Genomic DNA, 23,805 nt, shown 5'->3' with positions numbered 1-23,805 from the left:
AATTAAATTAGGGTATAGTGACCAAAAGTTCTAGATTTTCTAACTCTGACCAAGAGCAGAGGATAAGTCTAGGATTCTTTGATTGCTAAACTGGTTGGCAAATATATCCTTCTAGACACTTAATCTAGTTGTTTCCAACAAGATTAAAACCTTACAAATTTTATTTGATCTGAAAAAAATAGCTTTTTCAAAAAATGGAAACTGAAAGTTAGGATTTGTTTGAGTAATACTTTTTGATGGCACATTTAAAGTCATGAAAGTTTGAGGGAGAGTGATGGCAGAAAACGAGCAGGAAAAAATACGCCATCTTTTGGTTGTCCAGGATTTGCAAGGGCAACGAACTATCCTGTTGCAAGAGACTACTTATTCTCTGGGACGGGATTCTAGAAACGCTATAGTTCTCCGTTCTCGGTCAGTATCAAGACAACATGCAATTCTATTACGTATATCTATTCCAGAAACTGACCAGTATGGTTTTCAAATTATTGATGGTAATTTTAAGGGGAAAGGAAGTACTAATGGCTTGTTTGTGAATGGCACTAAATGCTTTTCTCACAATCTCAAACATGGAGATATTATCGTATTTGGTGATAATCAAGCTCATGCTAAATATTATGCTATTTCTAATATTCCAGAACAAGCATTTTCTAAATCTTGTGCAGCGGAAGACCTAGCTAGTTTCTTATCAGAACAAGCTCATTCTGCAAATCCCTTTCAAACTCTAGTTTTTGATCGTAATTTTGAAGCTGCTAGCGAGACTGCCTTAGCCCGCTTAGCTTCTTTCCCTGAACTCATTCCCAATCCAATTATCGAGACAGATTTAGAAGGAAACGTAACTTACCTCAATCCCGCCGCAACTCTCAAATTTCCTGAAATCAGGAAAGACGGAAAGCAGCATCCTATGTTGACAGGTCTACTAAATGCAATTAAGAATCAAAAAATAAATCCTTTTGTGCGGGAGGTGCAAGTTGGTCAAGAAGTATTTGAACAATCTATTCATTTCCTTCCTGAAAGCGACTTAATTAGAACTTTTATTGTTAGAGATATTACAAAGCAAAAGCAAGCCGAAGCCGATTTACAGCAACGCGATCGCTTGTTACAGGCAGTTGCTGAAGCTGCCAATTATTTGCTAGTAGAAATGAATTACGAAACTGGTATGGAAAGAGCTTTAACTGTATTGGGTGAAGCAGCCCAAGCAGATCGGGTCTATCTCTTCAAAAACCATCCTCATCCAGTGACAGGGGAGATAGCAGTAAGTCTCCAATTTGAGTGGACACGCTCCCACCTTGAGCCTTCAGCCCAGTACTGGCAAAACCAGCCTTATCAGTCTTTAGAATTAGCTCGTTGGTGCGATGCTCTTTCTAACGGTCAGATTATTAGTGGACTCACACGAGAGTTTCCCTTAGCCGAACAAGAACTCCTCTGCCGAGAAAGTATTCAATCCCTGCTTTTAGTACCCCTACGGTTAAATGATCAATTTTGGGGATATCTTGGTTTGGCAGATTGCTCACAAGAACGTTACTGGTCACGTCACGAAGAATCTACACTTTTAACGATGGCGGCTAGTATCAGTGGCGCTCAACAGCGTCAGCAAGTAGAGGAAAAGATTCGTTACCAAGCCCTCCATGATCTGCTGACTGGATTGCCAAATCGCCTGCTATTTAATGAACTATTAGCTAAAGCCTTACCCAGCGCAGTACGTAGTCAGGAAAGTTTAGCGGTGATGTTCCTTGATTTAGATCGTTTCAAAGTTATCAATGACACTTTAGGACACACCTTAGGAGATCGATTGTTACAAAACGTAGCTCAAAGATTGAAAGACTGCCTCAGAAGTGGAGATACTGTTGCTCGTTGGGGAGGAGATGAGTTTACTATCCTCCTAACCCGCGTGACTTGTCTCGATGAAGTAACCCAAGTAGCTTGGAGAATCTTAGAGTCTTTAGAAAATGTCTTTAATCTTGACGGGCATGAACTCTACGTGAGTGGAAGTTTAGGCATTGCCTTACTAGATGAACATAGTCCTGATGCCGAAACCCTAATTCAACATGCGGATTCTGCTCTGTATTATGCCAAAGATCAAGGGAGAAATAATTATCAGTACTACACCACAACTCTCAGTACCAAAACTCCTGAGCTTTTGAATCTTGAGAAAAGCTTGCGCTGTGCCTTAGAACGGGGAGAGTTTACAGTGTATTACCAGCCTCAAGTCAATATTGCTACAGGGCAAATTACTGGCATGGAAGCTTTGTTGCGTTGGCAACATCCTGAAATGGGATTAGTAGCACCTAATACTTTTATCCCCCTTGCTGAGGAAACTGGATTAATTATACCCATTGGTGAATGGGTGTTACGGACAGCTTGTATTCAAAATCGAGCTTGGCAACAAGCGGGACTACCTCCAATCATAATCGCTGTCAATCTTTCCCCTAAGCAGTTTCGTCAACCCAAACTTGCGGAAATTGTAGCCAAAATTTTACAAGAAACAGGTTTAGAGCCACAATTTTTAGAGTTAGAAATCACAGAAACAACAGCCATTGAGGATTTAGAGTTTACCAGAACTGTATTGCTGGATTTGGAGAAAATGGGTGTTCACCTTGCTATCGATGATTTTGGTACAGGTCATTCTTCTCTTTCACGTCTGCAACTATTACCACTCCACAATCTCAAAATTGATCGGTCTTTTATTAAAGAATTAACAACGGATGTCAAAGTAGCTCATATTGTCACAGCGATCGTTAGCTTGGCGCGAACTTTAGGATTAAAACTGACTGCTGAAGGGGTAGAAAAGCAAGAGGAGTTAGATTTCTTAAAATCTATTCATTGCGAGGATATGCAAGGTTATCTATTCCACAAACCGCTTTCTGCTGATAAAGCTACAGAAACCCTCCAAAGTCAAAGATTCAAGAGTGTTTGAAGGTAAATCGCTTTTGAGGAATGAAATAGCTCTGATTATTAGTTTCGGCTGCTATACAATTCTGTTGCTACCATTAATAAGCTTGCCCTCACCTGTGGACGATGTTATCTACGGGTAGCAAAGTGTTTAGGAGAAAAATTCTACCATGAAGCTCGGTAAAACCTCTCAAGGTACAACTTCCGAAGAATGTGCCGCTAAAGTAATGGATACAATCCCATTAGTGATGAGGTTTATCCGCTCTAAGATGCGTACCCATAATACCGCTTTTCTATCTGTACCTCAGTTGCGATCGCTGGCATTTATTAACCGCAATCCTGGTGCTTCATTATCTGGCTTAGCAGAGCATTTAGGTGTCACTCCCGCCACGGCATCAGCAACAATAGAGCGACTAGTACAACGCAACTTGGTACAACGTTTACATCATCCCCAAGAGCGACGACGAATAGTCCTCAATCTGACTAACGAGGGTAAGCATCATCTTCAGCAATCCCTTGATTATACTCGCTCTCATATTGCCGACTTACTTCAAGGTCTAACAGCCGAGGAAATCTCTCAAATTGAAGAAGGACTAGCTCTATTAAAAAATGTCTTCGAGCATACATAAATTACATAAATTACAAAAATCTTATTTAGTAATTTTTGTTAATTTCTCAATGAAGTTGTCCAATTCTTAATCTTCATAAAGTTATAAATCCTCATATTAAGTTTTTAATAATACTTGTCTTGGCTTGTACTTTTGGTCGCAAGCTGCCACCAGAATTGTGTAATCTGGGAACAGCTAAGCTAATGATTAACTTGAGGTCTAATGACTCCCAAAATTCTGCGTCAGCTTTGGTCTGTGGTTGAAAATTCCCAAACCAAGACCCTCTTGCAGATGGACGATGCTAGCTTGGTGCAATGGTTAGTAAAACAAACCACAACGCAAGCGTTCTTAGATCCCCACGAAACCGATTTTCTCAGTGATTACATTGCATCTCGGCTCACTCTCATCCGTGATCTTGCTTGTGAACGCCAGTATTAACAGTCCACAGTCAACAGTTATTAGTTACTATTGACCGTGGACTACTGACTTGAGACTTTGAGACTATTGGTTTTTTTGGGGTAAATAACCTTCAACTAAGCAATCGGAACCGACCACACGCCAACGAACGCGTTCTAAAGACAACGCTTCAGTCATTGTGGTCAAACCTAAGTCACCTACAGGCGTAGGAGCATCACTACCACCAATGATTTTCGGAGCAATAAAGGCCAGAATTTTTTGCACTGCCCCTTGAGCAATCGCACTGGCAGCTAACGTACCCCCACACTCCCACAATACGCTACAAAAACCCCGTTCATACAAGTCTGTCATTGCTGCTTCTGGTGTCAGTGATGTCAATTCAACTACTTCCACCCCTTGTGCCAGCAAAAACTTTTGAAAATCGGGTGAGCTTCCTAACTCTGTTAACACCAACGTAGGAGCTGCCGCAGTGTTCCACACGCGGGCATCTTCAGGTAAGTTGAGATGACGACTCATTACCACCCGTAGGGGATTATGCGCCTCCACCTGATGGCTAGTTAAGTAGGGATTATCTTGTCGTACCGTATTACCACCAACGATTATTGCATCGCAGGCTGCCCGCAGTTGATGAACTTCGCTACGGGCATCTTGGTTTGTTACCCAAGCGCTGTGACCGGAGGTAGTAGCAATTTTGCCATCTAAAGTCATGGCATATTTGAGAATGCCCAAAGGTTGTTTGTAGAGAATGCGATGAGCAAAAGCTTCATTTAATCGCTGACAGGCTTCTGCTTCTACTCCCACTAATACTTCTACCCCAGCTGCCCTTAAACGGGCAATGCCACCACCAGCTACTAGGGGATTAGGATCAACCATGCCCACTACCACTTTAGCGACACCAGCTGCTATTAATCCTTCTGAACAAGGGGGAGTACGTCCATAATGATTACAAGGTTCTAAACTGACATAGACTGTAGCACCACGAGCTAAATCGCCTGCGGCTTTGAGGGCAAAAACTTCTGCATGAGGTTCACCTGCACGGGGATGAAATCCTTCCCCGACAATCTCACCGTCTTTGACAATTACTGCTCCCACTAGGGGATTGGGTGAAGTGCGTCCCAAGGCACGGCGGGCAAGTTCTAAACACCGCTGCATCATGCGGTAGTCAAAGTCACTGCCTACCTTTTCCTCTGCTAGTGCATCAGATTTAACTGCTGATTGCACCAAGAGCCGATTTTCCTGAGTGTAATTTGGTAAAGATGCATCTGCTTGAGCAAGCACTGGGAAGTTATCCATAATTTTGGGCAATACTGTAAATATTTTGCACGCGATGTCTGTAGACAAGAAGCAGAGCTTCTACGCGCTTTGAACGTGATAGTTAAACAGTAATATCCAGACGCTATTGTTCATTTGTATTAACTCTAGCTTGAATCAATATTGCCTAGGCTTGCTCAAATTCCAGAAAAATTTAGGAGTGAGGGCTAAGGCATAAACCTTGAACTCTCACTCCTCACTCCTACCAAGATTTACCGAAGCTTGACACCTTTGGCAAATCTAAGCTGTCCACACTCCGCACTCAAAGAAAAGATGAAGGATAAAAATTTATTTCTAACCCCTAGATTGATCTTTGGGTAAGATTTCATCCTTAATACTTCAAATTTCAGCCTTTAATTGACTGTTGCTCTAATAATCTCATCTTTTGCCACCAGCGATTCAAGGGATAATAAACCACAGGAGCCCAAAGACTGCTGAGAATAGCAGAAGCTAAAGCTACTCGTTGGTAGTATGCCCAAATGTATTCTACTTGGCGATCGCCTATTAAACTCAACTGTAACCCAAAGACAGTTTCTGCCAAAATTGCCATGACAAAGACAATCAAGGCAATAGAAATAAAATCTTCTTGAATAAAACGCTGCTTCTGAGTCAGACCAGTTAAAAGTCCTACCAGTCCTAGGGTTATGGCATGAGTTGGGTTATAAGATGTCATCGCATCTTGAAGCATTCCCAAAACTATACCTGCGAGTAATCCTTCTAAAACTGTACGCTTAACACTCCAAGCTACCACCCAAATTAATAGCCAATTTGGGCCAATTCCTAGTAATTCCATACCGGGAAGGCGAGTTGGTAATAATATTATGCATAACATTACTGATCCAACCGTCACCGTCCAATCTAGTAACTGGCGCATACCAGGATGCCAATGAGATAGAGGCTTGTTAGGGAATTTAAATTTTCGCTTTGACGACTGTGGCTTTTTCTGACTGCTGCCACTAAATGAAGGCATCTTCATTGTTTTGCAATATTTTTGAGAATCTAATTAGACTTTTGAATTTCCTGGTTTGGTGATTCTTGCTTTTCCATTTCTTGATTTGTCGGCTTTGGATATATAGCCACCCAATCTAGCGACCTTATAGGCGGGAAAAGGTCAACTTTTGCCACCGATACCGGGAGTTTCTTTAAATCTAAGGACTTTACCCGTCCTACTGCCAAGCCGGCTGGAAATTTCTGACTATAAGTAGATGTAGAAACTAAATCTCCTACTTTGACATTGGGAACTTTTTCATAAAATTCCAGTACAGCTTCTGCAGAAGAATCTCCTCGCAAAACTCCCTTGGCTGAGGTGCGGCTAATGGTTACACCTACTTGACTTTTGAGGTCACTAATTAATAGAACGCGGCTAGTATTAGGAGTTACACTCTCTACCAAACCTACTAATCCACCATCAGCCTTGACCACGAAGCCTTCTTGAATACCCATATTAGAGCCACGATTGATAGTCACTTGTTGCCACCAATGGTCAGCACTGCGTCCCACTACCCGTCCTGGAATTGGGCGCGCTGAGAGTGGCTGTTTTTCAACATAGCCTAATAAATCTTGGAGCTTTTTATTTTGACTTTCCAGATCTGCTATGCGTGTTTGCAACTCTAAAAACCGAGCATCTTTGAGACGTTCTTCTGGACTTGGTCCTGTCTGCAACATTTGTAATGGACGGGTCATTACTTGGTAAACTTCCATCAGCAGTTGCCCTTGGGTTTGTCGCAGTATCCAAGTACTACCTAGTATTAAAGCGAGTAACCCAATTTGTAATCCTTTGCGATCCCACCAACGACGTAAAGTAACCATCTATACCTATTTATATAATTTCAGAAGATATTGGATTCTGTTTATATAGAACCCAAATAATAGGCAAATAGAACCCAATATCTCATATTTTTTTCTACATATTGCGAGAACGCCAGCTGATAACTCGTTCTAGCTGTTTAAAGTTTTCTAACACACGACCTGTTCCCAGCACAACACAACTAAGAGGATCAGCAGCAATGTGTGTGACAATTCCCGTCTCATGGCTAATCAGGGTATCTATGCCTTTAAGCAAAGCACCACCACCAGCCAGCATAATGCCTCTATCAATAATGTCAGATGCCAGTTCCGGAGGAGTGCGTTCCAATGTCCGTTTCACAGCTTCGATGATGACTGATAACGGTTCCAACATACTTTCACGAATTTCTGGCCCTTTAATAGTAACGGTTCTTGGAAGACCAGAAAGCAAGTGTAAACCTCGAACTTCCATCATCAGATCTCCATCATCATTGCTAGGATAAGCAGAGCCAAGGCGAATTTTGATATCTTCCGCAGTCCGTTCCCCAATTACCAAGTTATGAACTTTCTTCATATACTGGATAATCGAATCTGTAAGTTCATCTCCCGCAACCCGTACTGACTCACTTAGCACAGTACCTTGGAGACTCAGTACTGCAACTTCTGTTGTACCTCCACCAATATCGATAATCATGTTACCAGTTGGTTCAATAACTGGTAGACCTGCTCCAATTGCCGCTGCTACAGGCTCATCAATTAAACACACTTCTCTAGCCCCAGCTTGACCTGCTGCATCCATCACAGCTCGCCTTTCTACCCCTGTAACACCACTGGGAATGCCAATGACAATTCGGGGTAAAACTAAAGATCTACCCTCATTTACACGATGGATAAAGCTTTTCAGCATCAACTCGGCTGTATCGAAGTCAGCAATTACACCATCGCGCAAGGGGCGGAGGGCAATTACATTATCAGGTGTGCGACCAAGCATTTTTTTGGCTTCTTCTCCCACAGCCAGTGCTACTTTCTCATTTTGATCGATAGCAACTACAGAAGGCTCTTGGAGTACAATACCTTTACCAGATACATAAACAAGGGTATTGGCTGTACCGAGGTCGATACCCATATCCCACGATGAGCGAAAGTTCCGAAAAAGACCCACGCGTCTCTACGCCCCTTATTTGCGATATTTTTTGACTACAACTATGAGAGTTAATTGTGCTGGATTTTATTACGTTTTTTAGCCTGAGTCCAGCCAGTTAGGCGGTTTTTTAAACTTATAGCAGTTCTTGCTAGGTCTCAGGTCTCTACGTTTTTAATCTTCTTTGGCTACTTCAGTATATCCGTACAGTTTTTCAGTTTACCTCTGTCATTTTCTATCTTTTTATACCCGATTAGGTTGTTCAGTTTTTAACACATTTTCAATAGGTTCACAATTCGCTATGATGAAAATCAAGACAAGTAAGTACGTATGTACTAAAAGGTAACTCAGATGAGCATCAATATTGTCACTCTCATTGGTCGTGTCGGCGGCGACCCAGATATTAAATATTTCGAGTCTGGTAGTGTTAAGTGTAGATTGACATTGGCCGTGAATCGACGTACTAAAGAGGGAGAACATACCGACTGGTTCAATTTGGAACTATGGGGCAAAACGGCAGAAGTGGCTGGTAACTATGTACGTAAAGGCAAACAAATTGCCGTTAAAGGTTCTTTGAAGTTAGATACCTGGAGCGATCGCCAAACCGGAGCCAACCGTTCTTCACCAGTTATTTTAGTAGACCAATTACAGTTATTGGGTTCAAAGCAAGATGGAGATGGCGGGATGGCAGATATGTCCTCAGATCATTTTTAATTGTTTAACTGTCAACTATGAGGTGAAAATAAAAGAATAAACAGATTAAACCAACGCCACAACAGTTAAGGACTGTTTACATAGCTTGTTGCTGGTTAACAAAAATGTACTTGCCGATTTATCTTGTAACGCTTGATTATAGAGACGCGAGAATAGTAGTTATTGCGGGTGAAGAGTCAGTAATTATTATTAATAAGCAAGGAAAATTAAGTTATGACCAGCCCGAATTATGAGGCGATGACTACAAAGCAACTACGAACCTACGTTCTGCAACACCGAGACGATCAAAATGCCATCAATGCTTTAGCTAACCGAGTTGAAGCAAATGGAATCAAGCTAGACTCTCCAGAACAGCTGCCTAATGTAATACGCAGACCGCAATCACATCAAGAGTGAGACCACCAAGACCAAATTTTTGATAAAGCCTTGTGTTTGCAGCACAAAGCTTTATATTCTGCCATAAAACACCAAGTAGTCAGTTGTTCGTTATTTTTCGTTTGCTACTGACAACTGACAACTGACTCTTGATTAGTAACTAATTTGCAGCGTCACCGATGCTTCAACTTGCTGTTCACCTCCGATTACAGGCGTGGAAGTATTTTGATTATCTAACTTGGCAGTTTCAGCACGGTATAACACAGGTGGTGGAGGTGAACTAGCATTATCAACTTTAATACTTACTACCTCTTTGGGTTGGAAACCAAGAGCGCTGAAAACGGCATCTGCTTGTTGTCGAGCATCTTGGGTGGCTTCTTTGAGTGCTTGTTTTTGAGCAGCCGCGATCGCTTCGTCAGTGGCGATAAAATTAATACCATTAATTTGAGTTGCACCTGCTTTCACGGCTTCATCTAATAATGTGCCAGCTTTATCGGTAGCAATACGAAAACTTACGGTATTAGTAGCTGCATATCCAGTAATCCGCTGCACATTATCTTTGTAGCTATAAACTGGGTTTAAACGAATACCTGTAGTTTGTAACTTTTCTACATTCCGGTTTTTCAGTAAAGCTACTACAGCCGATGACCTGCGGGCTGCCTCTTGCTGGACTTCTTGGGCAGTTTTACCTTGAACTTCAACTCCTAAATTAACTTCCGACAAAGTTGTCGGAATTGTTTCCATACCACGACCACTGACTGTAAGAGTTCGCCACAACTTCTCTTGTTCTTGGGCTAACCCAGGCTGAACAAAAGTTACCAATAAAACCAAGGCTAACGGTAAAGTTTTCCAAAAATTCCCAACGTGAAACTGAGAACCGGATAAAGCGGCTCGGTACATAAGATTTGCACTCCTCTCAAAAATATTAAATAAAACGTATCTAGCAATCATCAGTTAACTGCCAACTATTAATAGTCAACAGCTACCACGAGATTTACACAACTCAAAGGCGATTGATTGATACGATTTGTATGTTCCTACTTTGTCATTGCCATAGTAAAAAGTTGCAATGGTTACATTTTTGGAAACTAAAAAAATTACACCAAAACTTGTAGAGATTTTGTGATGGCATATTGGCTGCTGAAAACTGAACCAAAAAATTATTCCTACTTTGATTTAGAACGGGATGGCAGTACAGTTTGGGATGGAGTTAACAATGCTCTAGCTCTCAAACATTTACGTACAATGCTTCCCGGTGATTTAGCATTGATTTATCACACAGGCAAAGAACGGCAAATTATCGGTGTAGCAGAGATAGTCAGTCAACCTTATGTTGATCCAGTATTAAATGAAATTAAACGAGTTGTTGTAGATGTGCGGGCAGTACGAAAAGTTTTTCAGCCGATCAATCTAGGGCAAATTAAGCAAGATGGCAAATTTAGAGATTTTGACTTGCTAAGATTGCCTAGGCTTTCCGTAGTTCCAGTGTCTGAGCTTTATTGGCAATACTTATTGAAGTTGACAAATACAAATTAATTAGTGCTGCTGTCAGTAGTGCTGAGATAACGGTTTTATAATTATTTCCAGAAAAGAGTAAAAATAAAGAGAAGGATTTTCACAGAAAAAATGCAGTTTTTAGGTGTAATTAACTTCTCTTTTCCTCTGCTGGCCAGCACAACAGAAGCCGCAGACGCTTCAATGGTAGTAGAAGCAGTGCTACTGAGCTTAGTGGTAATTTACCTTGCTAGCAAAGTTGGCGGGGAGTTATCTAACCGAGTAGGTTTACCTCCTGTCTTAGGTGAACTTGTAGGCGGTGTGGTAGTTGGTACTTCCGTTTTACATCTGTTAGTGTTTCCAGAAGGTGGTGCAGACAGTTCTAGCTCGATGATCATGACTTTCCTCCAAACTACTGCTGGTTTAACGCCTGAAGCGACTCCAGCGGTATTTGAGGCACAATCAGAGGTCGTTTCTGTTTTGGCAGAACTGGGTGTGATCATCCTGTTGTTTGAAATTGGTTTGGAATCAAACTTAAAAGACCTCATGGCAGTCGGCGCTCAAGCCGTTGTCGTCGCAGTAATAGGGGTAATAGTGCCTTTTACTGCTGGTACTGTAGGTTTGATGACTTTGTTTGGTATTGATGCTGTACCCGCAATTTTTGCTGGGGCAGCTTTGACTGCTACTAGTATTGGGATTACTTCCAAAGTGTTGACAGAATTGGGACGACTCAATTCTAAAGAAGGGCAGATTATTCTGGGTGCTGCCGTCATTGATGATGTGCTAGGAATCATCGTTTTAGCTGTAGTTGCCAGCCTAGCTAAAGATGGTGCTGTAGATGTAGGCAAAGTAATTTATTTAATTATCAGTGCCAGTAGCTTTCTTTTGGGTGCGATCGTCCTAGGTAATATTTTCAATAAAACCTTTGTGGCGATCGCTAATAAACTCAAAACACGGGGTGAGTTGGTAATACCAGCATTCATTTTCGCCTTTGTGATGGCATATATTGCTGCTGTAATCCAGTTAGAAGCAATTTTGGGAGCTTTTGCCGCAGGCTTAGTTCTAGAGGAAACTGATAAACGCAAAGATCTACAAAGGCAGATTTGTCCGATTGCCGATATGCTAGTGCCGATTTTCTTTGTGACTGTAGGAGCAAAAACCGATTTAGGAGTGTTAAATCCAGCAATTCCTAGTAACCAGGAAGGACTGATTATGGCAACTTTCCTGATTATCGTAGCTATTCTCGGTAAAGTGATCACAGGTTTCAGTGTGTTTGGCCAACCTGAAATTAACCGTTTAGCGATCGGTGTAGGGATGATTCCTAGAGGTGAAGTCGGCTTAGTGTTTGCTGGTGTTGGTGCTGCCAGTGGCGCTCTCTCTAAACCACTAGGGGCGGCAATTATCATGATGGTTATCCTAACCACCTTTTTAGCTCCTCCCCTATTACGTTTCGTATTTCCCGACCCAAAAACTTCGGTCGCAGACTCAGAGAAACTAATCTTAGATAGTGTCTCTGGAACAGCGGTAGCAATAGAATCACCTCAGTCGGTATCAGACTCAAATGATATTAGTAGTCGAGAAACCACGCCGGATTCTCTAGAGAATTAGTCAAAGAAGAGGCAGAAGGGCAGTGTTTCGACTATGCTCCCCTGCTTCTTCCGTCATACTGTACTAGGATTTAGGGGTTTGAAACAAGGAAAATTTTTATTACAACTCAATAACCATCCCTTTCTTAGTCAATGGAAACTTCTATCCTCAAATTTCCGTCCTCTCCTCTAAGTTAGTTTTTGTCTCATTACTACTAGCATTTGGAATGTTATTTGTTGCCAGTTATACCTCATTTTCTAGTCCTCATTTCGACATTTTTTTTGTAATGAGGAAGTAATAACTGCAAATTTTGTCCCATCATTTAAAAGTAGTTGAATTTTTTACATAGGATATCAATTGCCGACAATCAAACAATTCAACACTAATATTTGGCTAATTCAAGTATCACCACCTGAAGTTGACTGAGTGCAGTTAATTCTGGCGATTTTTGTCAAATTTGATGCTGTTCGGACATAATTTTTATGCACTGATAGTAAAACAGAATAAGAAGGCATCGGAGAGTTTTACACAGTTAATTGCATCTTGATAACAGCATAGAAGTCAAAAAAATATCAGATCTTTAAGATTAGGTAATGATGGTGTGACGATTTACCAATATGTTGAAATATTGACGGCCCCATGAACGTGAATCAGGAGAAAAGACTGTGAAATTACACTGGTTACTACCCAGTACTATTGGAACTATCTTCTTATTATCATCGCCTGCTGTAGCAGCGAAACTAGAATCTTGGCGTTTTGATAGTAATCAAAATCGCCTGGAGATTAATACTTCGGGGGCTGTTCAACCTCAAGCACAACTTGTTTTCAACCCTACACGTTTAGTAATTGATTTACCAGGCACTATCTTTGGGCGACCACAGTTAACGCAACAGGTAGGTGGGGCGATTCGTAATGTTCGTGTGGGGCAGTTTGATCCACAAACAACGCGTATAGTTGTCGAACTTTCTCCTGGCTATACTCTCGACCCCAAACAAGTCAAATTTGTTGGCATCACAGCAAGTCGTTGGACGGTACAATTACCAACTCCAAAAGCAGAGCAAGCAGAGTCTTCTCCCAAAAATGTTTACAATGTGGTGACTGTTGACTCCGATCGCCAACCGGAGTTTTCTAATAATATTGTTAGCGCTGTCAAAGGGACAACTCAAATTGAGAAATTACAAGTAACCGGGGATGGATTTTTCATTCATACCAATGGCGGTAAGCCACAAGTGAAAGTAAATCGCAGCAGCGATCGCGCTACTATTTTCATGGATATTTCTGGCGCAACTTTATCATCACAGTTGGCGCAACAAAGTGAGATATCCATTAACAAATATGGTGTGAATAGTATTGGATTTACTCAATTGCGAACCCGACCAGGTGCTGTTCGCATGACTTGGCGAGTAGATAAAAATAGTCCAGATTGGCGGGTAACTCAAAGTAGTGCTGATGGTTTGGTAGTTTTGCCTAGTCGTGTAGTCAGATTACCTAGTAATAATCAGAACGACTCACGAACAGAACAGCCAAAAATCTCCATTGTTTCCGATAGACCATCTGCCAACAATTCACCAGCAACTATTGAGGCTGTAGAACTGGCTAATAATGGTACACAATTACTCATTAGATCTGACCAACCTGTATCTGCTACCAGTGGATGGGATAGATCTTCTGGTCTATTCCGCATTGCAATTACTAATGCTAAATTAGCTCCCAAGGTTACAGGTCCTACTTTTAATGCCAAAAGTCCGATTCTGCGGGTACGTCTGCAAAAACAAGAATCAAATACTGTGATTGTCTTGGTACAACCAGCAGCAGGAGTGCAAATTGGCAAACTCAATCAAATCGGCGACCAGCTGTTAGCTCTACAATTACAAGGTTCTCGTCGAGTTGTTATTGCCCCAAGAACGCCTCCTTTACCTCCACTCCAAGGACAATTACCAGTTCCAACAGATAGAATCCAGCCAGCTGTACCAACTCAACCACAGCCGCGTCCAATTCCTAGAGGACGAGTAGTAGTGATGATTGACCCCGGACACGGTGGTAAAGACTCTGGAGCAGTCGGGATTGGGGGAGTGCAAGAGAAACGAATCATTTTGCCAATTGGTAAAAAAGTAGCAGAGATTTTGCAGCAAAATGGCGTGCAAGTAAAAATGACACGCGACTCTGACTATTTTGTCAGTTTACCAGGAAGAGTCAAAATGGCAGAACAAGCTAATGCCGATCTATTTGTGAGTATTCATGCTAATTCCCTTGGTTTAGGTCGTCCAGATGTTAGTGGCTTGGAAACGTATTATTACGATAGCGGTCTAAGTTTAGCTCGCATTGTCCATAAAAATATTCTTCAAAGTGTGAATATTAAAGATAGGGGAGTGCGGCGAGCTAGATTTTATGTCCTCAGAAAAAGTTCTATGCCCTCTATTCTTGTAGAAACAGGTTACTTAACTGGTCGAGAGGATGCTGCTAACTTAAAAACTCAAGCTCACCAAAATAAAATGGCAGAAGCGATCGCTCGTGGTATCCTCCAGTACCTCAAACGAAAATAGGTAATTTTGGGACTGGAATTAAGACAAAAATTCTACTGTTGCTTACTTTTATTTCAATTAACGTGAGTTTCTTTTGGAGACTCACGTTAATTTAATGTTTTTGATGACAGTGATTACACTAGCATTTCTAGCAAAGATAGAACTTACATGACTGACACGGATGAAAATCCGTGCAATAGTAATTAATCTCATCTTTACCACTCGGCATAAATAACCATAAATATTGGGAACAATATCAGTGTGTAGCTGTCACCAGCTTTACTACAAAAGTTGATAGTAGTGGTAGTTTTTCTAGTGGTGCATCAACTACAGCCAATCTAAACAACTCAACACTAATCCCCACTTGAGCCTAAGTGTCATTGACTGGGGTTGACTGTGTGCAGTTAATTCTGATTAGCTTTTGTTTGGTGTGATCTAAATGTTGTGTGGTCAGAATTTTTTATGTCATTACAGCATGGCAAAATTACAGGAGCGTGCTAAGATTTTACGCCATTAGCTATGCCCCTATTACCAGCAAAAAATTATTTTGCTGTATCAAAGCTAATGTTTGCTCGGTGACGGTGTGAGGATTTACCAATATGTGGAAATATTAACGGTTCCCATGAACTCGAATCAGGAGAAAATATTGTGAAATTACACTGGTTAGTACCCGGTACTATTGGATCTATCTTCTTACTATCGTCGCCGGCAATGTCCGCGCAACTGGAATCTTGGCGTTTTGATAGCAATCAAAATCGTCTAGAAATCAATACTTCCGGGGCTGTTCAACCCCAAGCACAACTTATTTTTAACCCTACACGTCTAGTAATTGATTTACCGGGTACTATATTCGGGCGATCGCAGTTAACGCAACAAATAGGCGGAGCGATTCGTAATATTCGTGTAGGACAATTTGACCCGCAAACAACGCGCATAGTCGTTGAACTTTCTCCCGGTTATACTATTGACCCCAACCAAGTGAAATTTGTCGGGATGACGGCGAGTCGCTGGATGGTACAATTACCAACCCCAAAAACTGAAGGTGCGGCTTCATCCCCAGAAATAGCATCATCCAATCCACCACAAATCCCTGAAAGGTCATCTGCCTCAGCACTCTCACCCAGAAGTATTTACAATGTGGTGAGAACTAAGCCGATCACGCCAGCTACTAATCAACAAACAGTCTCTAAAACCGCAGCATCTGTGACTCAAATTGAAAACTTACGAGTTACAGGTGATGGTTTTTTTGTCCGTACCAATGGTGGTAATCCTCAGATTCAGGTAAACCGCAGTGGGGACAAAAAGACAATTAATGTTGATATTTCGGGTGCATCTTTATCACCCAATCTAGAGCAACAGGATTTGTCGGTTAATCGCTATGGTGTAAGCCGCATTCAATTCACTCAACTACAAAACAGACAGCCGACTGTTCGCATGACATTACAGGTGGACAAAAATAGTCCAGACTGGCGAGCAAGTACAAGCAGTGTAGGCGGGTTTGTAGTTCTTCCCAATCGTGCCACTGGCACATTACCTAGAGATAATGACTCTAACCCCATAGCATCTGCTACTGATTCACCAGCAACTATTCAGTCTGTGGAATTGACTGGCAATAATGGTAGCCAACTGCTGATAAGAGCTGACCAGACCTTATCTGCTAAAAGTGGTTGGGATAGATCCTCTGGTTTATATCGTATTGTTATCGATAATGCTAAGTTATCTCCCAGAGTTACAGGTCCCGCTTTTGATGCTAATAGCCCTATTCTGCGGGTGCGTCTGCAATCACAAGAACCTAATACAGTTGTTATTTTAGTTCAGCCAGCGGCAGGTGTACAAATTGGGGAACTTAACCAAGTCGGTGACCAACTGCTGGCTCTGCAATTACAGCGCTCTCGTCAGATAACACCCCCAGTTGCTTTGCCGCCCCTATCTCCACCCAACCAAGCTCAACTACCAGACCAAAATATAGAAAACCCTCGTCCTGTGTCTCGACCAGCACCAGTTCCTAGAGGGAAATTGCTAGTAGTTATTGACCCAGGACATGGAGGTAAAGACTCCGGCGCTCCGGGTTTAGGTGGTCTGTTAGAAAAGAATGTCATTTTGCCAATAGGCAAAAGAGTAGCATCCATCTTAGAGCAAAATGGCGTACAAGCAGTACTTACAAGGGATTCTGACTATTTTGTAGAACTTCAAGGGCGAGTAGATATTGCTGAGCGAGTGAATGCGACTTTATTTGTCAGCATCCACGCTAATTCGGTTGATAGTCGCCCTGATGTCAATGGGTTAGAAGTTTATTATTACGAGAGTGGTTATGCTCTGGCTGAAACAGTCCGCAAAAGTATTCTTCAGAATATTGGTACTATTAAAGACCGAGGAACGCGCAAAGCCAGATTTTACGTTCTTAGAAAAAGTTCTATGCCGTCGATTTTAGTGGAAACAGGTTATATGACTGGTCGGGAAGATAATCCCCGCTTGGCAACTTCAGAATACCAAAATCGGATGGCCGAGGCGATCGCTTCTGGTATTCTTAAGTATTTAAAGCAAAGATAAAAATACAGCCAAGTAAAGTTATAGTACAAATTACTAATTCAAAGAGGTGGTATTGAGATTGCTGTTGTATACAGAATTTAGTGGTCAGTTAACAAAATGTCTGCTAGATTCTGTATTTTAAATCCAATAACTTAAATTAATATCCGCCTGTGTATTCATCTTCTTTCTTTGACGGTAATCTTTACAATTTCTCTGACCAAGAACCTCAACGCGCCCCAATCGGCGTTTTTGACAGTGGTGTGGGTGGCTTAACAGTATTGCGACAACTTTATCGGCAGCTACCCAACGAATCAATTGTCTATTTTGGAGATACAGCCAGACTTCCCTATGGCATTCGTTCACAAACAGAAATTTTACAGTTTGTGCGCGAAATTATCGTTTGGCTGCAACAGCAGGGTGTAAAAATGGTGATTATGGCTTGTAACACCAGCTCTGCCTTAGCACTAGAAACAGTGCGCGAGGAATTTAGCATCCCAATTATGGGAGTCATCCTGCCAGGGGCAAAAGCAGCAGTACAAAAAGGAAAGCGAATTGGTGTAATTGCTACTCCAGCCACAGCCAAGAGCAATGCCTATCGACACGCTATTTTAGAAATTGATCCAAATGCCCAAGTTTGGCAAGTCGGTTGTCCTGAATTTGTACCACTGATTGAGCAAAACCGCATTCACGACCCTTATACTACCGAAGTCGCGCGTTCTTATCTGGAGCCTTTATTACAGCAAGAAATTGATACTTTAGTCTACGGTTGTACTCATTATCCCCACCTTGCACCAGTATTGCGATCGCTTCTTCCTTCTCAAGTTAAATTAGTTGACCCAGCTGTTCATACTGTGGCAGCTTGCGCCCAAAAACTTGAACTGCTTAGCTTAAACAATACCCACCCCCCACTACCGACTCGCTTCGTCGTCAGTGGTTGTCCACAACAATTTGCTCAATCTGGAGTACAATGGTTAGGCTGTACTCCAATGGTTGAGGTCGTAGACTTTACTGATATCGTAGCCTCCCAAGTTTCTTGAGACTTATCTAATCAATAGTCAGTAGTTAAAAACTTCTAAAACTATTGACTATTGACAACTTCAGTTACTTGTGATGTTACTGCTACATCCTGCGAATATTTTTCTTGAGTTGTCCCAGTAAAACTTTTAGGAGTCGGTTTTCGTCCAGTTCGTTTTGCTAAGGCCAACAACAGATAAACTGCGAACAAATATCCAGCAGCTAGAATAAAAATCATCATAGGCATATTTCCGTAAATCATCGTTCTCCCAGCACTTTCTTTAAAAGAATATGAAATTTCATCAAACGAATAGAATCTTAGCCAAACAAGTACTTGCTTGATGGCTATGTCTGGCTACACTAAATTGCCCCTTAGAGTTATGATTCTCTATGGTTAATGAGCTAGTTATTGAATTAAATTTTTTGCAGACTATACACTACAGCAGTTAAAAAATTGCCAAATAGCATTTTTCAACTACACTCCTCAGCAGTTTACCTAGTCTGCATTATTTTTATACTCACCTCTATAAGCAAGAGTGGCCTTGATGCTAAACGCATACTCAAGACTCTTAGCAAGTATCCCTAAGGACATTGCATAGCTCTATTCTCAGAAGCTTGTTTGCCATAACTAAATCGGAGAAATTACTTCCTCAATTCCGATTTGCATGGCAGTTAGTTGTTTTAGACTCGCAACCCCATAACCCCTTAAAAGCAAAATCACTTAATAGCGACTTTTTAATTTCGGTATATAGCGAAGAGTCATCTTAAACCCCCAACCCCGCATAAGTAAAATTACTTAATAGTAATTTATTTTTGGAGGATGAATACTCGAAAAATTTAAAATTCCTATATTTTAGCGTAACACAACAGCCCGGAATTTTAAGCCGACTTTGGAGCTAAATTTGAAAATTTTTAGATTGCTAAATCTCAGACTAATCAAGCTTAGTATTCATTTCAAGATAGCCAGTGTGTCAAAGCTAATCATCTAGAAAAAAGTGAAATCCTGAGGCGGTGTGCTTAATATTACTTATAATATCTTTTTCTCAAAAGAAGTTGCTCTCAAAAATGGAAAATAGGTTTATTGTATGGAATTCAAGAGAAGACTTATTAGTATATTTTATCTTGATCAACTAAGTAATCTACGGAAAATACTTAGGGTACTATCAGATTAAAGCCGCTACATACACTTTCAGGTCTGTAATGGTAAGCAAGTGAGTATTATCTAATCAAAACTTTGCGTCGGCACAGGGTTATCTTAAAATGAGTATAGGATATGTAAACTTTCGTAACCTAAGTCAGAGTCCGCCCATCCATGACCCCAGCCATCTCCATGTTTAACCCTGTGGAAGCAGACCTGCAATTACTAGCAGAAAACTTAAAACAGCTAGTTGGAAATCGCCACCCCATTCTTTTTACAGCTGCCGAACATTTATTCGGAGCTGGGGGAAAACGGATCAGACCAGCTATTGTTCTGCTGATATCGCGGGCCACAATGCTAGAACAAGATATTACGCCACGTCACCGTCGTTTAGCAGAAATCACAGAAATGATTCACACCGCCAGCTTGGTGCATGACGATGTAGTAGATGAATCAGAAATGCGGCGAGGCGTTCCTACCGTTCACAGTTTATTTGGCAATCGGATTGCTATATTAGCAGGAGATTTTCTTTTTGCCCAATCATCGTGGTATTTGGCCAATCTAGATAATTTGGAGGTGGTAAAACTACTCTCAGAAGTCATCATGGATTTGGCCACTGGAGAAATTCAACAAGGCATGAATCGTTTTGATGCTAGCATTTCAGTTGAAACTTATCTCAAAAAGAGCTATTACAAGACAGCCTCGTTAATTGCCAATAGTTCTAAAGCAGCTGGCTTACTCAGTGAAGTTTCTTTAGAAACTGCTGAACATTTGTACAACTATGGTCGTCATTTAGGTCTAGCATTCCAGATTGTGGATGATATTCTCGATTTTACCAGCACAGAAGATACTTTAGGTAAACCAGTGGGGTCTGATCTTAAAAGTGGCAATTTTACTGCACCTGTTTTATTCGCCTTAAAGGAAAAACCTTATCTGGAAGTGCTGATTGAGAGAGAATTTGCCCAAGAAGGAGACTTGGAGCAAGCGTTAGGGCTAATCCAAGATAGTCAAGGTGTACAGCAGGCTAGGGAATTAGCGGCTCAACATGCAAAGTCAGCTGCTGAACATCTAGCAGTTCTTCCACCCTCGGAATCACATCAGGCATTAATGAATATGACTGAGTATGTATTAAGTCGGCTTTACTAAAATAATTTTAGATTTTAAATTTAAAATTTTGAAATTTGGAGTTGGGATTTTTGATTGTATCTAATAAATCCCAACTCCTAAATTTATTTATGCAATATCAGGTGGAACTTGTTTAAGCTTTTGCTGTTGCTTTACCTGTTGTTGCATGAGTTTTTGCAATTCATCTCGCTTCACTTCAACGGTATGAGTGGTCTGACCCGGCGTTTCCAAAAAAACGATACTATCTACGGGTTCTAATGCCACCAATTGGAACAAAATGTGGGTAACAGGAAGAGGTTTCGCGACGATTTGAGGGTCAAGCCCAGCAGATGGAATTAGGGAAACATCCTGTATGGTAGAAAAAGCGTAAATCACATGTTTTTCCAATCCTGGATTTGCACGGTTACTCAATGTAGTTAGCACCCACTCTGACTCCGAATTTTGGAGAATATAGTATTGGGAATGGCGTAATCTTTGAGCGATCGCACTCAGCACAGGAGAAATTGCTGTGACAAGATTTGGTGTAATACCATCCTGGGGTGCATTGTCAATCAGCAATTGAATTTGTCTTTCTAAATCCATAATGACTTGTAAACGACTCCTAGGTAATGGCAATAACATAAAAGCTAAGTGTGAACAATCCCATCAGAATTGGGAACAATAAAATTAAGCCATATCCTAAACGCAGGATTGGCCTCTGCGTTTAGCTTATACGTAAAACCCAAAAAGCCAATACCTACGGTCGTACAGGTTGTATTTAAACATTTTAGGGTCTTTTGAAAACCAAGACTATGAATTCAGCCGCAACCGCAACAATTCCAAACACAACAATTCCAACCCCAACAGTTCAGGGAGAAAATTCTATCGGCGTGGAGGTGATATTTCAACTTCTATTCCAGGAGCTTCAACAAGCAACTAAAGCTTCAGCCCAGAATTGCCACGATGTAGCGACACGAATTACCACTGAAGTAAGCCGGATTTGTAGTGAAAGTAAACGTATCCAGGCTTCTGGTGCGATCCAAAACTCAGCCATGACTTTGGCTCGGCATCGACTACAACAGTGTCTGAGATACTATCAGTTAGGTTCAAATCGGGGCAGAGTAGAACTGCACAGTACTCTCAGTGCGATTATTTATCGTTACATTAATCCTCCTCAGCGCCAATTGAGCTATCAAGGGCGATTGACGATTATTGAAGATTTCCTGCAAGGTTTTTATCTAGAAGCCTTAAACGCTTTCCGGCGGGAAAGCCAACTTGGCTTGACTTATCGCCCCCAAACTCTCCTGGAATTGTCAGAGTACATGGCATTCACCGAACGCTATGGTAAGCGGCGGATTCCTTTACCAGGTCGTCAGCAACAGTTGATTATTTTGCGCGCTCAAACCTTCTCCCAACAGCAGCCCCCAGAAACCAACGTAGATATTGAACAAGCCGCAGAAGGTAGCAGCAACGACTCTGACGGTTCTTGGGAAGAGCCAGCAGTACAGCAGTTGCGCTCAACAATGGCAACGCAAGCAGCACCTGAACCAGAAGAAGATACTTTGCGTTCGGTTGTAGTTACAGAATTAATGGATTATCTCGAACAACGGCAACAATCTGATTGTGCTGACTATTTTTCCCTCCGCCTCCAGGATTTATCTACACAGGAAATTGAGTCAGTTTTAGGTTTAACTCCTCGTCAGCGAGATTACTTACAACAGCGCTTCAAATATCATTTAATTCGTTTTGCTTTGTTGCATCGCTGGGAATTAGTCCATGAATGGTTAGAAGCTTCACTAAATACCAATTTGGGCTTAACTCCTCAGCAATGGCAAGTATACACAGCACAGCTAGACGATAAACAGCGATCGCTTCTGGATTTAAAGCAACAAGGACAGCCAGACGAAAAAATTGCCAAGACTTTAGGACTATCGACAGCCCAACTCCAAAAACGATGGTTTAAAATTCTTGAACAAGCTTGGGAAATTCGTAACTCCTTAGTGTCCGGATCAGGTGCATCTACTCATGAATAGTGACTCAGAATCCTTACAAGACCATTTGCTTGATTGGTTGTTGGTAGATAATATCAATACTCACGAGCAGAACTTGGTAGATTGTGAGGAAGTTGACGGGGTGGATAACCCTCTCAAGCAAGCAGCTACATCAAAAAGTAGTCAGCCAAAATTGGGAGGAACCCCCCAAACCTTTCAATTGGGAGAAATTCCTACTGTGCAAGAACGTTTTCAAGCCGTCCTCAAGCGTCGGTTACAAATCCAAACCGAGAACCACCCGCCGTTATTCCCCTGGGAATCACAAATAGTCGAGTATCCAGATTGTATTGAAGAGCGATCGCTAGTACTTAGTAATGCTGGGGGATGGATGGCACAGCGCTCAAAGCTGAACCTACCCATTTCCTTACCGGAGAACGTTTTCCGGGAATTACTAGAACAGTGCCAAACGCTGATAACATCTTCACTGCCATTAGGGGCAAAGTTAGTTCAAGTAGTTGAAGGCTTTTTCCCTAGTGAATCTCAAACACTCAATAATATAGCTGGATTGGTGCTAAGAAGCACCTATCGATCTGTGGATACCCTGGCTATGATGCCTAGTATTCAGAGCGATTACTTTGATTTACAACCGCGTCAACAAATGGCATTGTCGCTGCTGGCTGCTAAACAACTGTTAGAGAATTTAACTTTACCAGTATCGCCATCCCATCCAGTAGTTGAGAGACAATGGCTAACTAGTGCGGGTCTTCTCACCTTGAGAGTAGAATATGTATCTCAAGGTCAGTGGACACAGTTACATGTTCATAGTGATTTGCCTACTAAAGGTATTTTGAAACTGCAAGGCAGCGGTAGCAAAGCTACAGCAAAATCTTCTGGTTCAGGAAACTTAAGTGTAGAATTACACTGCCAACAACTAAACCCGACTTATACTCTAGAAGTTGAGTTTCCAGAACTAGACGCACAGCCATTGGTGTTTGTGATTAATCCGATGATCTAGCCACTATATCCACCGCTAGCATTCTAAATTGATCCACGCCGACAAATTAAGATGATTTTCTTGGTTTTGCACCTGAGCTTTTTTTAATAACCGATCATTAGGGTTTCTACTTTTTTGCAAACGGCCATTAGGGTTTCTACGATCAACAACAATTAAAAAGACATAATGTAC

21 protein-coding genes are annotated in these 23,805 nt (G+C 41.5%); 14 read left to right on the top strand and 7 right to left on the bottom strand.

Annotated elements, in window-relative coordinates:
- The first annotated feature begins 274 nt into the window (after nucleotides 1–274).
- The 3 genes from QI031_RS10340 (at nucleotide 275) to QI031_RS10330 (ending at nucleotide 3,935) form a co-directional block, all read left to right on the top strand.
- The gene (locus tag QI031_RS10340; RefSeq protein WP_281485085.1) at nucleotides 275–2,914 is read left to right on the top strand and encodes an EAL domain-containing protein; all 2,640 of its coding nucleotides are present in this window, start codon (nucleotides 275–277) and stop codon (nucleotides 2,912–2,914) included.
- A gap of 145 nt (nucleotides 2,915–3,059) precedes the next feature.
- On the top strand, nucleotides 3,060–3,518 hold the full coding sequence (locus QI031_RS10335; protein ID WP_281485084.1) for a MarR family winged helix-turn-helix transcriptional regulator: 459 nt from the start codon (nucleotides 3,060–3,062) through the stop codon (nucleotides 3,516–3,518).
- 201 nt (nucleotides 3,519–3,719) lie between these two features.
- A complete protein-coding gene (locus tag QI031_RS10330; RefSeq protein ID WP_281485083.1) occupies nucleotides 3,720–3,935 on the top strand; it encodes a hypothetical protein in 216 nt (71 codons plus the stop codon).
- 63 nt (nucleotides 3,936–3,998) lie between these two features.
- Here QI031_RS10330 and ribD read toward each other — a convergent pair whose 3' ends face one another.
- The 4 genes from ribD to QI031_RS10310 all read right to left on the bottom strand — a co-directional run bounded on the left by ribD (nucleotide 3,999) and on the right by QI031_RS10310 (nucleotide 8,136).
- Entirely contained in the window at nucleotides 3,999–5,207 is a 1,209-nt protein-coding gene (ribD, locus tag QI031_RS10325) for a bifunctional diaminohydroxyphosphoribosylaminopyrimidine deaminase/5-amino-6-(5-phosphoribosylamino)uracil reductase RibD (protein WP_281485082.1), read from the bottom strand.
- 364 nt (nucleotides 5,208–5,571) lie between these two features.
- Complete coding sequence (mreD, locus tag QI031_RS10320) at nucleotides 5,572–6,201, bottom strand: rod shape-determining protein MreD (RefSeq protein WP_281485081.1); 630 nt, start codon at nucleotides 6,199–6,201, stop codon at nucleotides 5,572–5,574.
- 23 nt (nucleotides 6,202–6,224) lie between these two features.
- Nucleotides 6,225–7,034, bottom strand: coding sequence for a rod shape-determining protein MreC (gene mreC, locus QI031_RS10315; RefSeq protein ID WP_281485080.1), 810 nt, complete (start codon nucleotides 7,032–7,034; stop codon nucleotides 6,225–6,227).
- A gap of 94 nt (nucleotides 7,035–7,128) precedes the next feature.
- Nucleotides 7,129–8,136: a rod shape-determining protein gene (locus QI031_RS10310; protein ID WP_281485986.1), complete on the bottom strand. Its 1,008-nt coding sequence runs from the start codon at nucleotides 8,134–8,136 to the stop codon at nucleotides 7,129–7,131.
- Between the two features lie 366 nt (nucleotides 8,137–8,502).
- On the opposite strand from QI031_RS10310, the gene QI031_RS10305 reads away from it, so the two are divergent.
- The 3 genes from QI031_RS10305 to QI031_RS10300 are packed head-to-tail and all read left to right on the top strand — an operon-like array spanning nucleotide 8,503 to nucleotide 9,261.
- Entirely contained in the window at nucleotides 8,503–8,865 is a 363-nt protein-coding gene (locus QI031_RS10305) for a single-stranded DNA-binding protein (protein ID WP_281485079.1), read from the top strand.
- Between the two features lie 44 nt (nucleotides 8,866–8,909).
- Nucleotides 8,910–9,098 (top strand): DUF6888 family protein, encoded by a 189-nt coding sequence (locus QI031_RS31710; RefSeq protein ID WP_425526030.1) that lies wholly within the window; start codon nucleotides 8,910–8,912, stop codon nucleotides 9,096–9,098.
- On the top strand, nucleotides 9,079–9,261 hold the full coding sequence (locus QI031_RS10300) for a DUF6887 family protein (protein ID WP_281485078.1): 183 nt from the start codon (nucleotides 9,079–9,081) through the stop codon (nucleotides 9,259–9,261). The genes QI031_RS31710 and QI031_RS10300 overlap by 20 nt, the downstream gene beginning before the upstream one ends.
- 132 nt (nucleotides 9,262–9,393) lie before the next feature.
- Here the strand turns inward: QI031_RS10300 and QI031_RS10295 are convergent, their stop codons facing one another.
- Nucleotides 9,394–10,140 (bottom strand): SIMPL domain-containing protein, encoded by a 747-nt coding sequence (locus tag QI031_RS10295; RefSeq protein ID WP_281485077.1) that lies wholly within the window; start codon nucleotides 10,138–10,140, stop codon nucleotides 9,394–9,396.
- 225 nt (nucleotides 10,141–10,365) lie between these two features.
- Here QI031_RS10295 and QI031_RS10290 point away from each other — a divergent pair, with 225 nt between their 5' ends.
- From QI031_RS10290 to murI, 5 genes are all read left to right on the top strand, one after another.
- On the top strand, nucleotides 10,366–10,776 hold the full coding sequence (locus tag QI031_RS10290; RefSeq protein ID WP_281485076.1) for an EVE domain-containing protein: 411 nt from the start codon (nucleotides 10,366–10,368) through the stop codon (nucleotides 10,774–10,776).
- A gap of 90 nt (nucleotides 10,777–10,866) precedes the next feature.
- Nucleotides 10,867–12,342, top strand: coding sequence for a cation:proton antiporter (locus tag QI031_RS10285; protein ID WP_281485075.1), 1,476 nt, complete (start codon nucleotides 10,867–10,869; stop codon nucleotides 12,340–12,342).
- 644 nt (nucleotides 12,343–12,986) lie between these two features.
- Entirely contained in the window at nucleotides 12,987–14,864 is a 1,878-nt protein-coding gene (locus tag QI031_RS10280) for an N-acetylmuramoyl-L-alanine amidase (RefSeq protein ID WP_281485074.1), read from the top strand.
- 627 nt (nucleotides 14,865–15,491) lie between these two features.
- Nucleotides 15,492–17,393, top strand: coding sequence for an N-acetylmuramoyl-L-alanine amidase (locus QI031_RS10275; protein ID WP_281485073.1), 1,902 nt, complete (start codon nucleotides 15,492–15,494; stop codon nucleotides 17,391–17,393).
- Between the two features lie 149 nt (nucleotides 17,394–17,542).
- Nucleotides 17,543–18,409: a glutamate racemase gene (gene murI / locus QI031_RS10270; protein ID WP_281485072.1), complete on the top strand. Its 867-nt coding sequence runs from the start codon at nucleotides 17,543–17,545 to the stop codon at nucleotides 18,407–18,409.
- 41 nt (nucleotides 18,410–18,450) lie between these two features.
- Here the strand turns inward: murI and QI031_RS10265 are convergent, their stop codons facing one another.
- The gene (locus QI031_RS10265) at nucleotides 18,451–18,627 is read right to left on the bottom strand and encodes a hypothetical protein (protein WP_343217849.1); all 177 of its coding nucleotides are present in this window, start codon (nucleotides 18,625–18,627) and stop codon (nucleotides 18,451–18,453) included.
- Between the two features lie 1,071 nt (nucleotides 18,628–19,698).
- Between QI031_RS10265 and sds the strand changes: the two genes are divergently transcribed.
- Nucleotides 19,699–20,670 (top strand): solanesyl diphosphate synthase, encoded by a 972-nt coding sequence (sds, locus tag QI031_RS10260; RefSeq protein WP_281485070.1) that lies wholly within the window; start codon nucleotides 19,699–19,701, stop codon nucleotides 20,668–20,670.
- A gap of 87 nt (nucleotides 20,671–20,757) precedes the next feature.
- Here the strand turns inward: sds and QI031_RS10255 are convergent, their stop codons facing one another.
- The gene (locus QI031_RS10255) at nucleotides 20,758–21,231 is read right to left on the bottom strand and encodes a hypothetical protein (protein WP_281485985.1); all 474 of its coding nucleotides are present in this window, start codon (nucleotides 21,229–21,231) and stop codon (nucleotides 20,758–20,760) included.
- Between the two features lie 209 nt (nucleotides 21,232–21,440).
- Between QI031_RS10255 and hetZ the strand changes: the two genes are divergently transcribed.
- Nucleotides 21,441–22,661 carry a heterocyst differentiation protein HetZ gene (gene hetZ, locus QI031_RS10250; RefSeq protein ID WP_281485069.1) on the top strand — a complete coding sequence of 407 codons (1,221 nt, stop codon included), beginning with the start codon at nucleotides 21,441–21,443 and terminating at the stop codon, nucleotides 22,659–22,661.
- Nucleotides 22,654–23,634 carry a PatU gene (locus tag QI031_RS10245; protein WP_281485068.1) on the top strand — a complete coding sequence of 327 codons (981 nt, stop codon included), beginning with the start codon at nucleotides 22,654–22,656 and terminating at the stop codon, nucleotides 23,632–23,634. Before hetZ ends, QI031_RS10245 begins: the two co-directional genes overlap by 8 nt.
- The last annotated feature ends 171 nt before the right edge of the window (nucleotides 23,635–23,805 follow it).

It is taken from the genome of Halotia branconii CENA392 (assembly GCF_029953635.1).
GTDB classification, from domain to species: Bacteria; Cyanobacteriota; Cyanobacteriia; order Cyanobacteriales; family Nostocaceae; genus Halotia; species Halotia branconii.
Note: the sequence above shows the minus strand (reverse complement) of the source record. Positions and strands in the feature narration are given on the sequence as shown.

Bases quoted from the DNA above. Each gene is read 5' to 3' on its own strand.
- QI031_RS10300 (WP_281485078.1), top strand. From the start codon at position 9,079: ATGACCAGCCCGAATTATGAGGCGATGACTACAAAGCAACTACGAACC.
- QI031_RS10285 (WP_281485075.1), top strand. From the start codon at position 10,867: ATGCAGTTTTTAGGTGTAATTAACTTCTCTTTTCCTCTGCTGGCCAGC.
- QI031_RS10310 (WP_281485986.1), bottom strand. From the start codon at position 8,136: ATGGGTATCGACCTCGGTACAGCCAATACCCTTGTTTATGTATCTGGT.
- mreC (WP_281485080.1), bottom strand. From the start codon at position 7,034: ATGGTTACTTTACGTCGTTGGTGGGATCGCAAAGGATTACAAATTGGG.
- sds (WP_281485070.1), top strand. From the start codon at position 19,699: ATGACCCCAGCCATCTCCATGTTTAACCCTGTGGAAGCAGACCTGCAA.
- QI031_RS10335 (WP_281485084.1), top strand. From the start codon at position 3,060: ATGAAGCTCGGTAAAACCTCTCAAGGTACAACTTCCGAAGAATGTGCC.
- QI031_RS10295 (WP_281485077.1), bottom strand. From the start codon at position 10,140: ATGTACCGAGCCGCTTTATCCGGTTCTCAGTTTCACGTTGGGAATTTT.
- mreD (WP_281485081.1), bottom strand. From the start codon at position 6,201: ATGAAGATGCCTTCATTTAGTGGCAGCAGTCAGAAAAAGCCACAGTCG.
- QI031_RS10330 (WP_281485083.1), top strand. From the start codon at position 3,720: ATGACTCCCAAAATTCTGCGTCAGCTTTGGTCTGTGGTTGAAAATTCC.
- QI031_RS10245 (WP_281485068.1), top strand. From the start codon at position 22,654: ATGAATAGTGACTCAGAATCCTTACAAGACCATTTGCTTGATTGGTTG.
- QI031_RS10290 (WP_281485076.1), top strand. From the start codon at position 10,366: ATGGCATATTGGCTGCTGAAAACTGAACCAAAAAATTATTCCTACTTT.
- ribD (WP_281485082.1), bottom strand. From the start codon at position 5,207: ATGGATAACTTCCCAGTGCTTGCTCAAGCAGATGCATCTTTACCAAAT.
- QI031_RS10265 (WP_343217849.1), bottom strand. From the start codon at position 18,627: ATGATGATTTTTATTCTAGCTGCTGGATATTTGTTCGCAGTTTATCTG.
- QI031_RS10340 (WP_281485085.1), top strand. From the start codon at position 275: ATGGCAGAAAACGAGCAGGAAAAAATACGCCATCTTTTGGTTGTCCAG.
- QI031_RS10305 (WP_281485079.1), top strand. From the start codon at position 8,503: ATGAGCATCAATATTGTCACTCTCATTGGTCGTGTCGGCGGCGACCCA.
- hetZ (WP_281485069.1), top strand. From the start codon at position 21,441: ATGAATTCAGCCGCAACCGCAACAATTCCAAACACAACAATTCCAACC.
- QI031_RS10255 (WP_281485985.1), bottom strand. From the start codon at position 21,231: ATGGATTTAGAAAGACAAATTCAATTGCTGATTGACAATGCACCCCAG.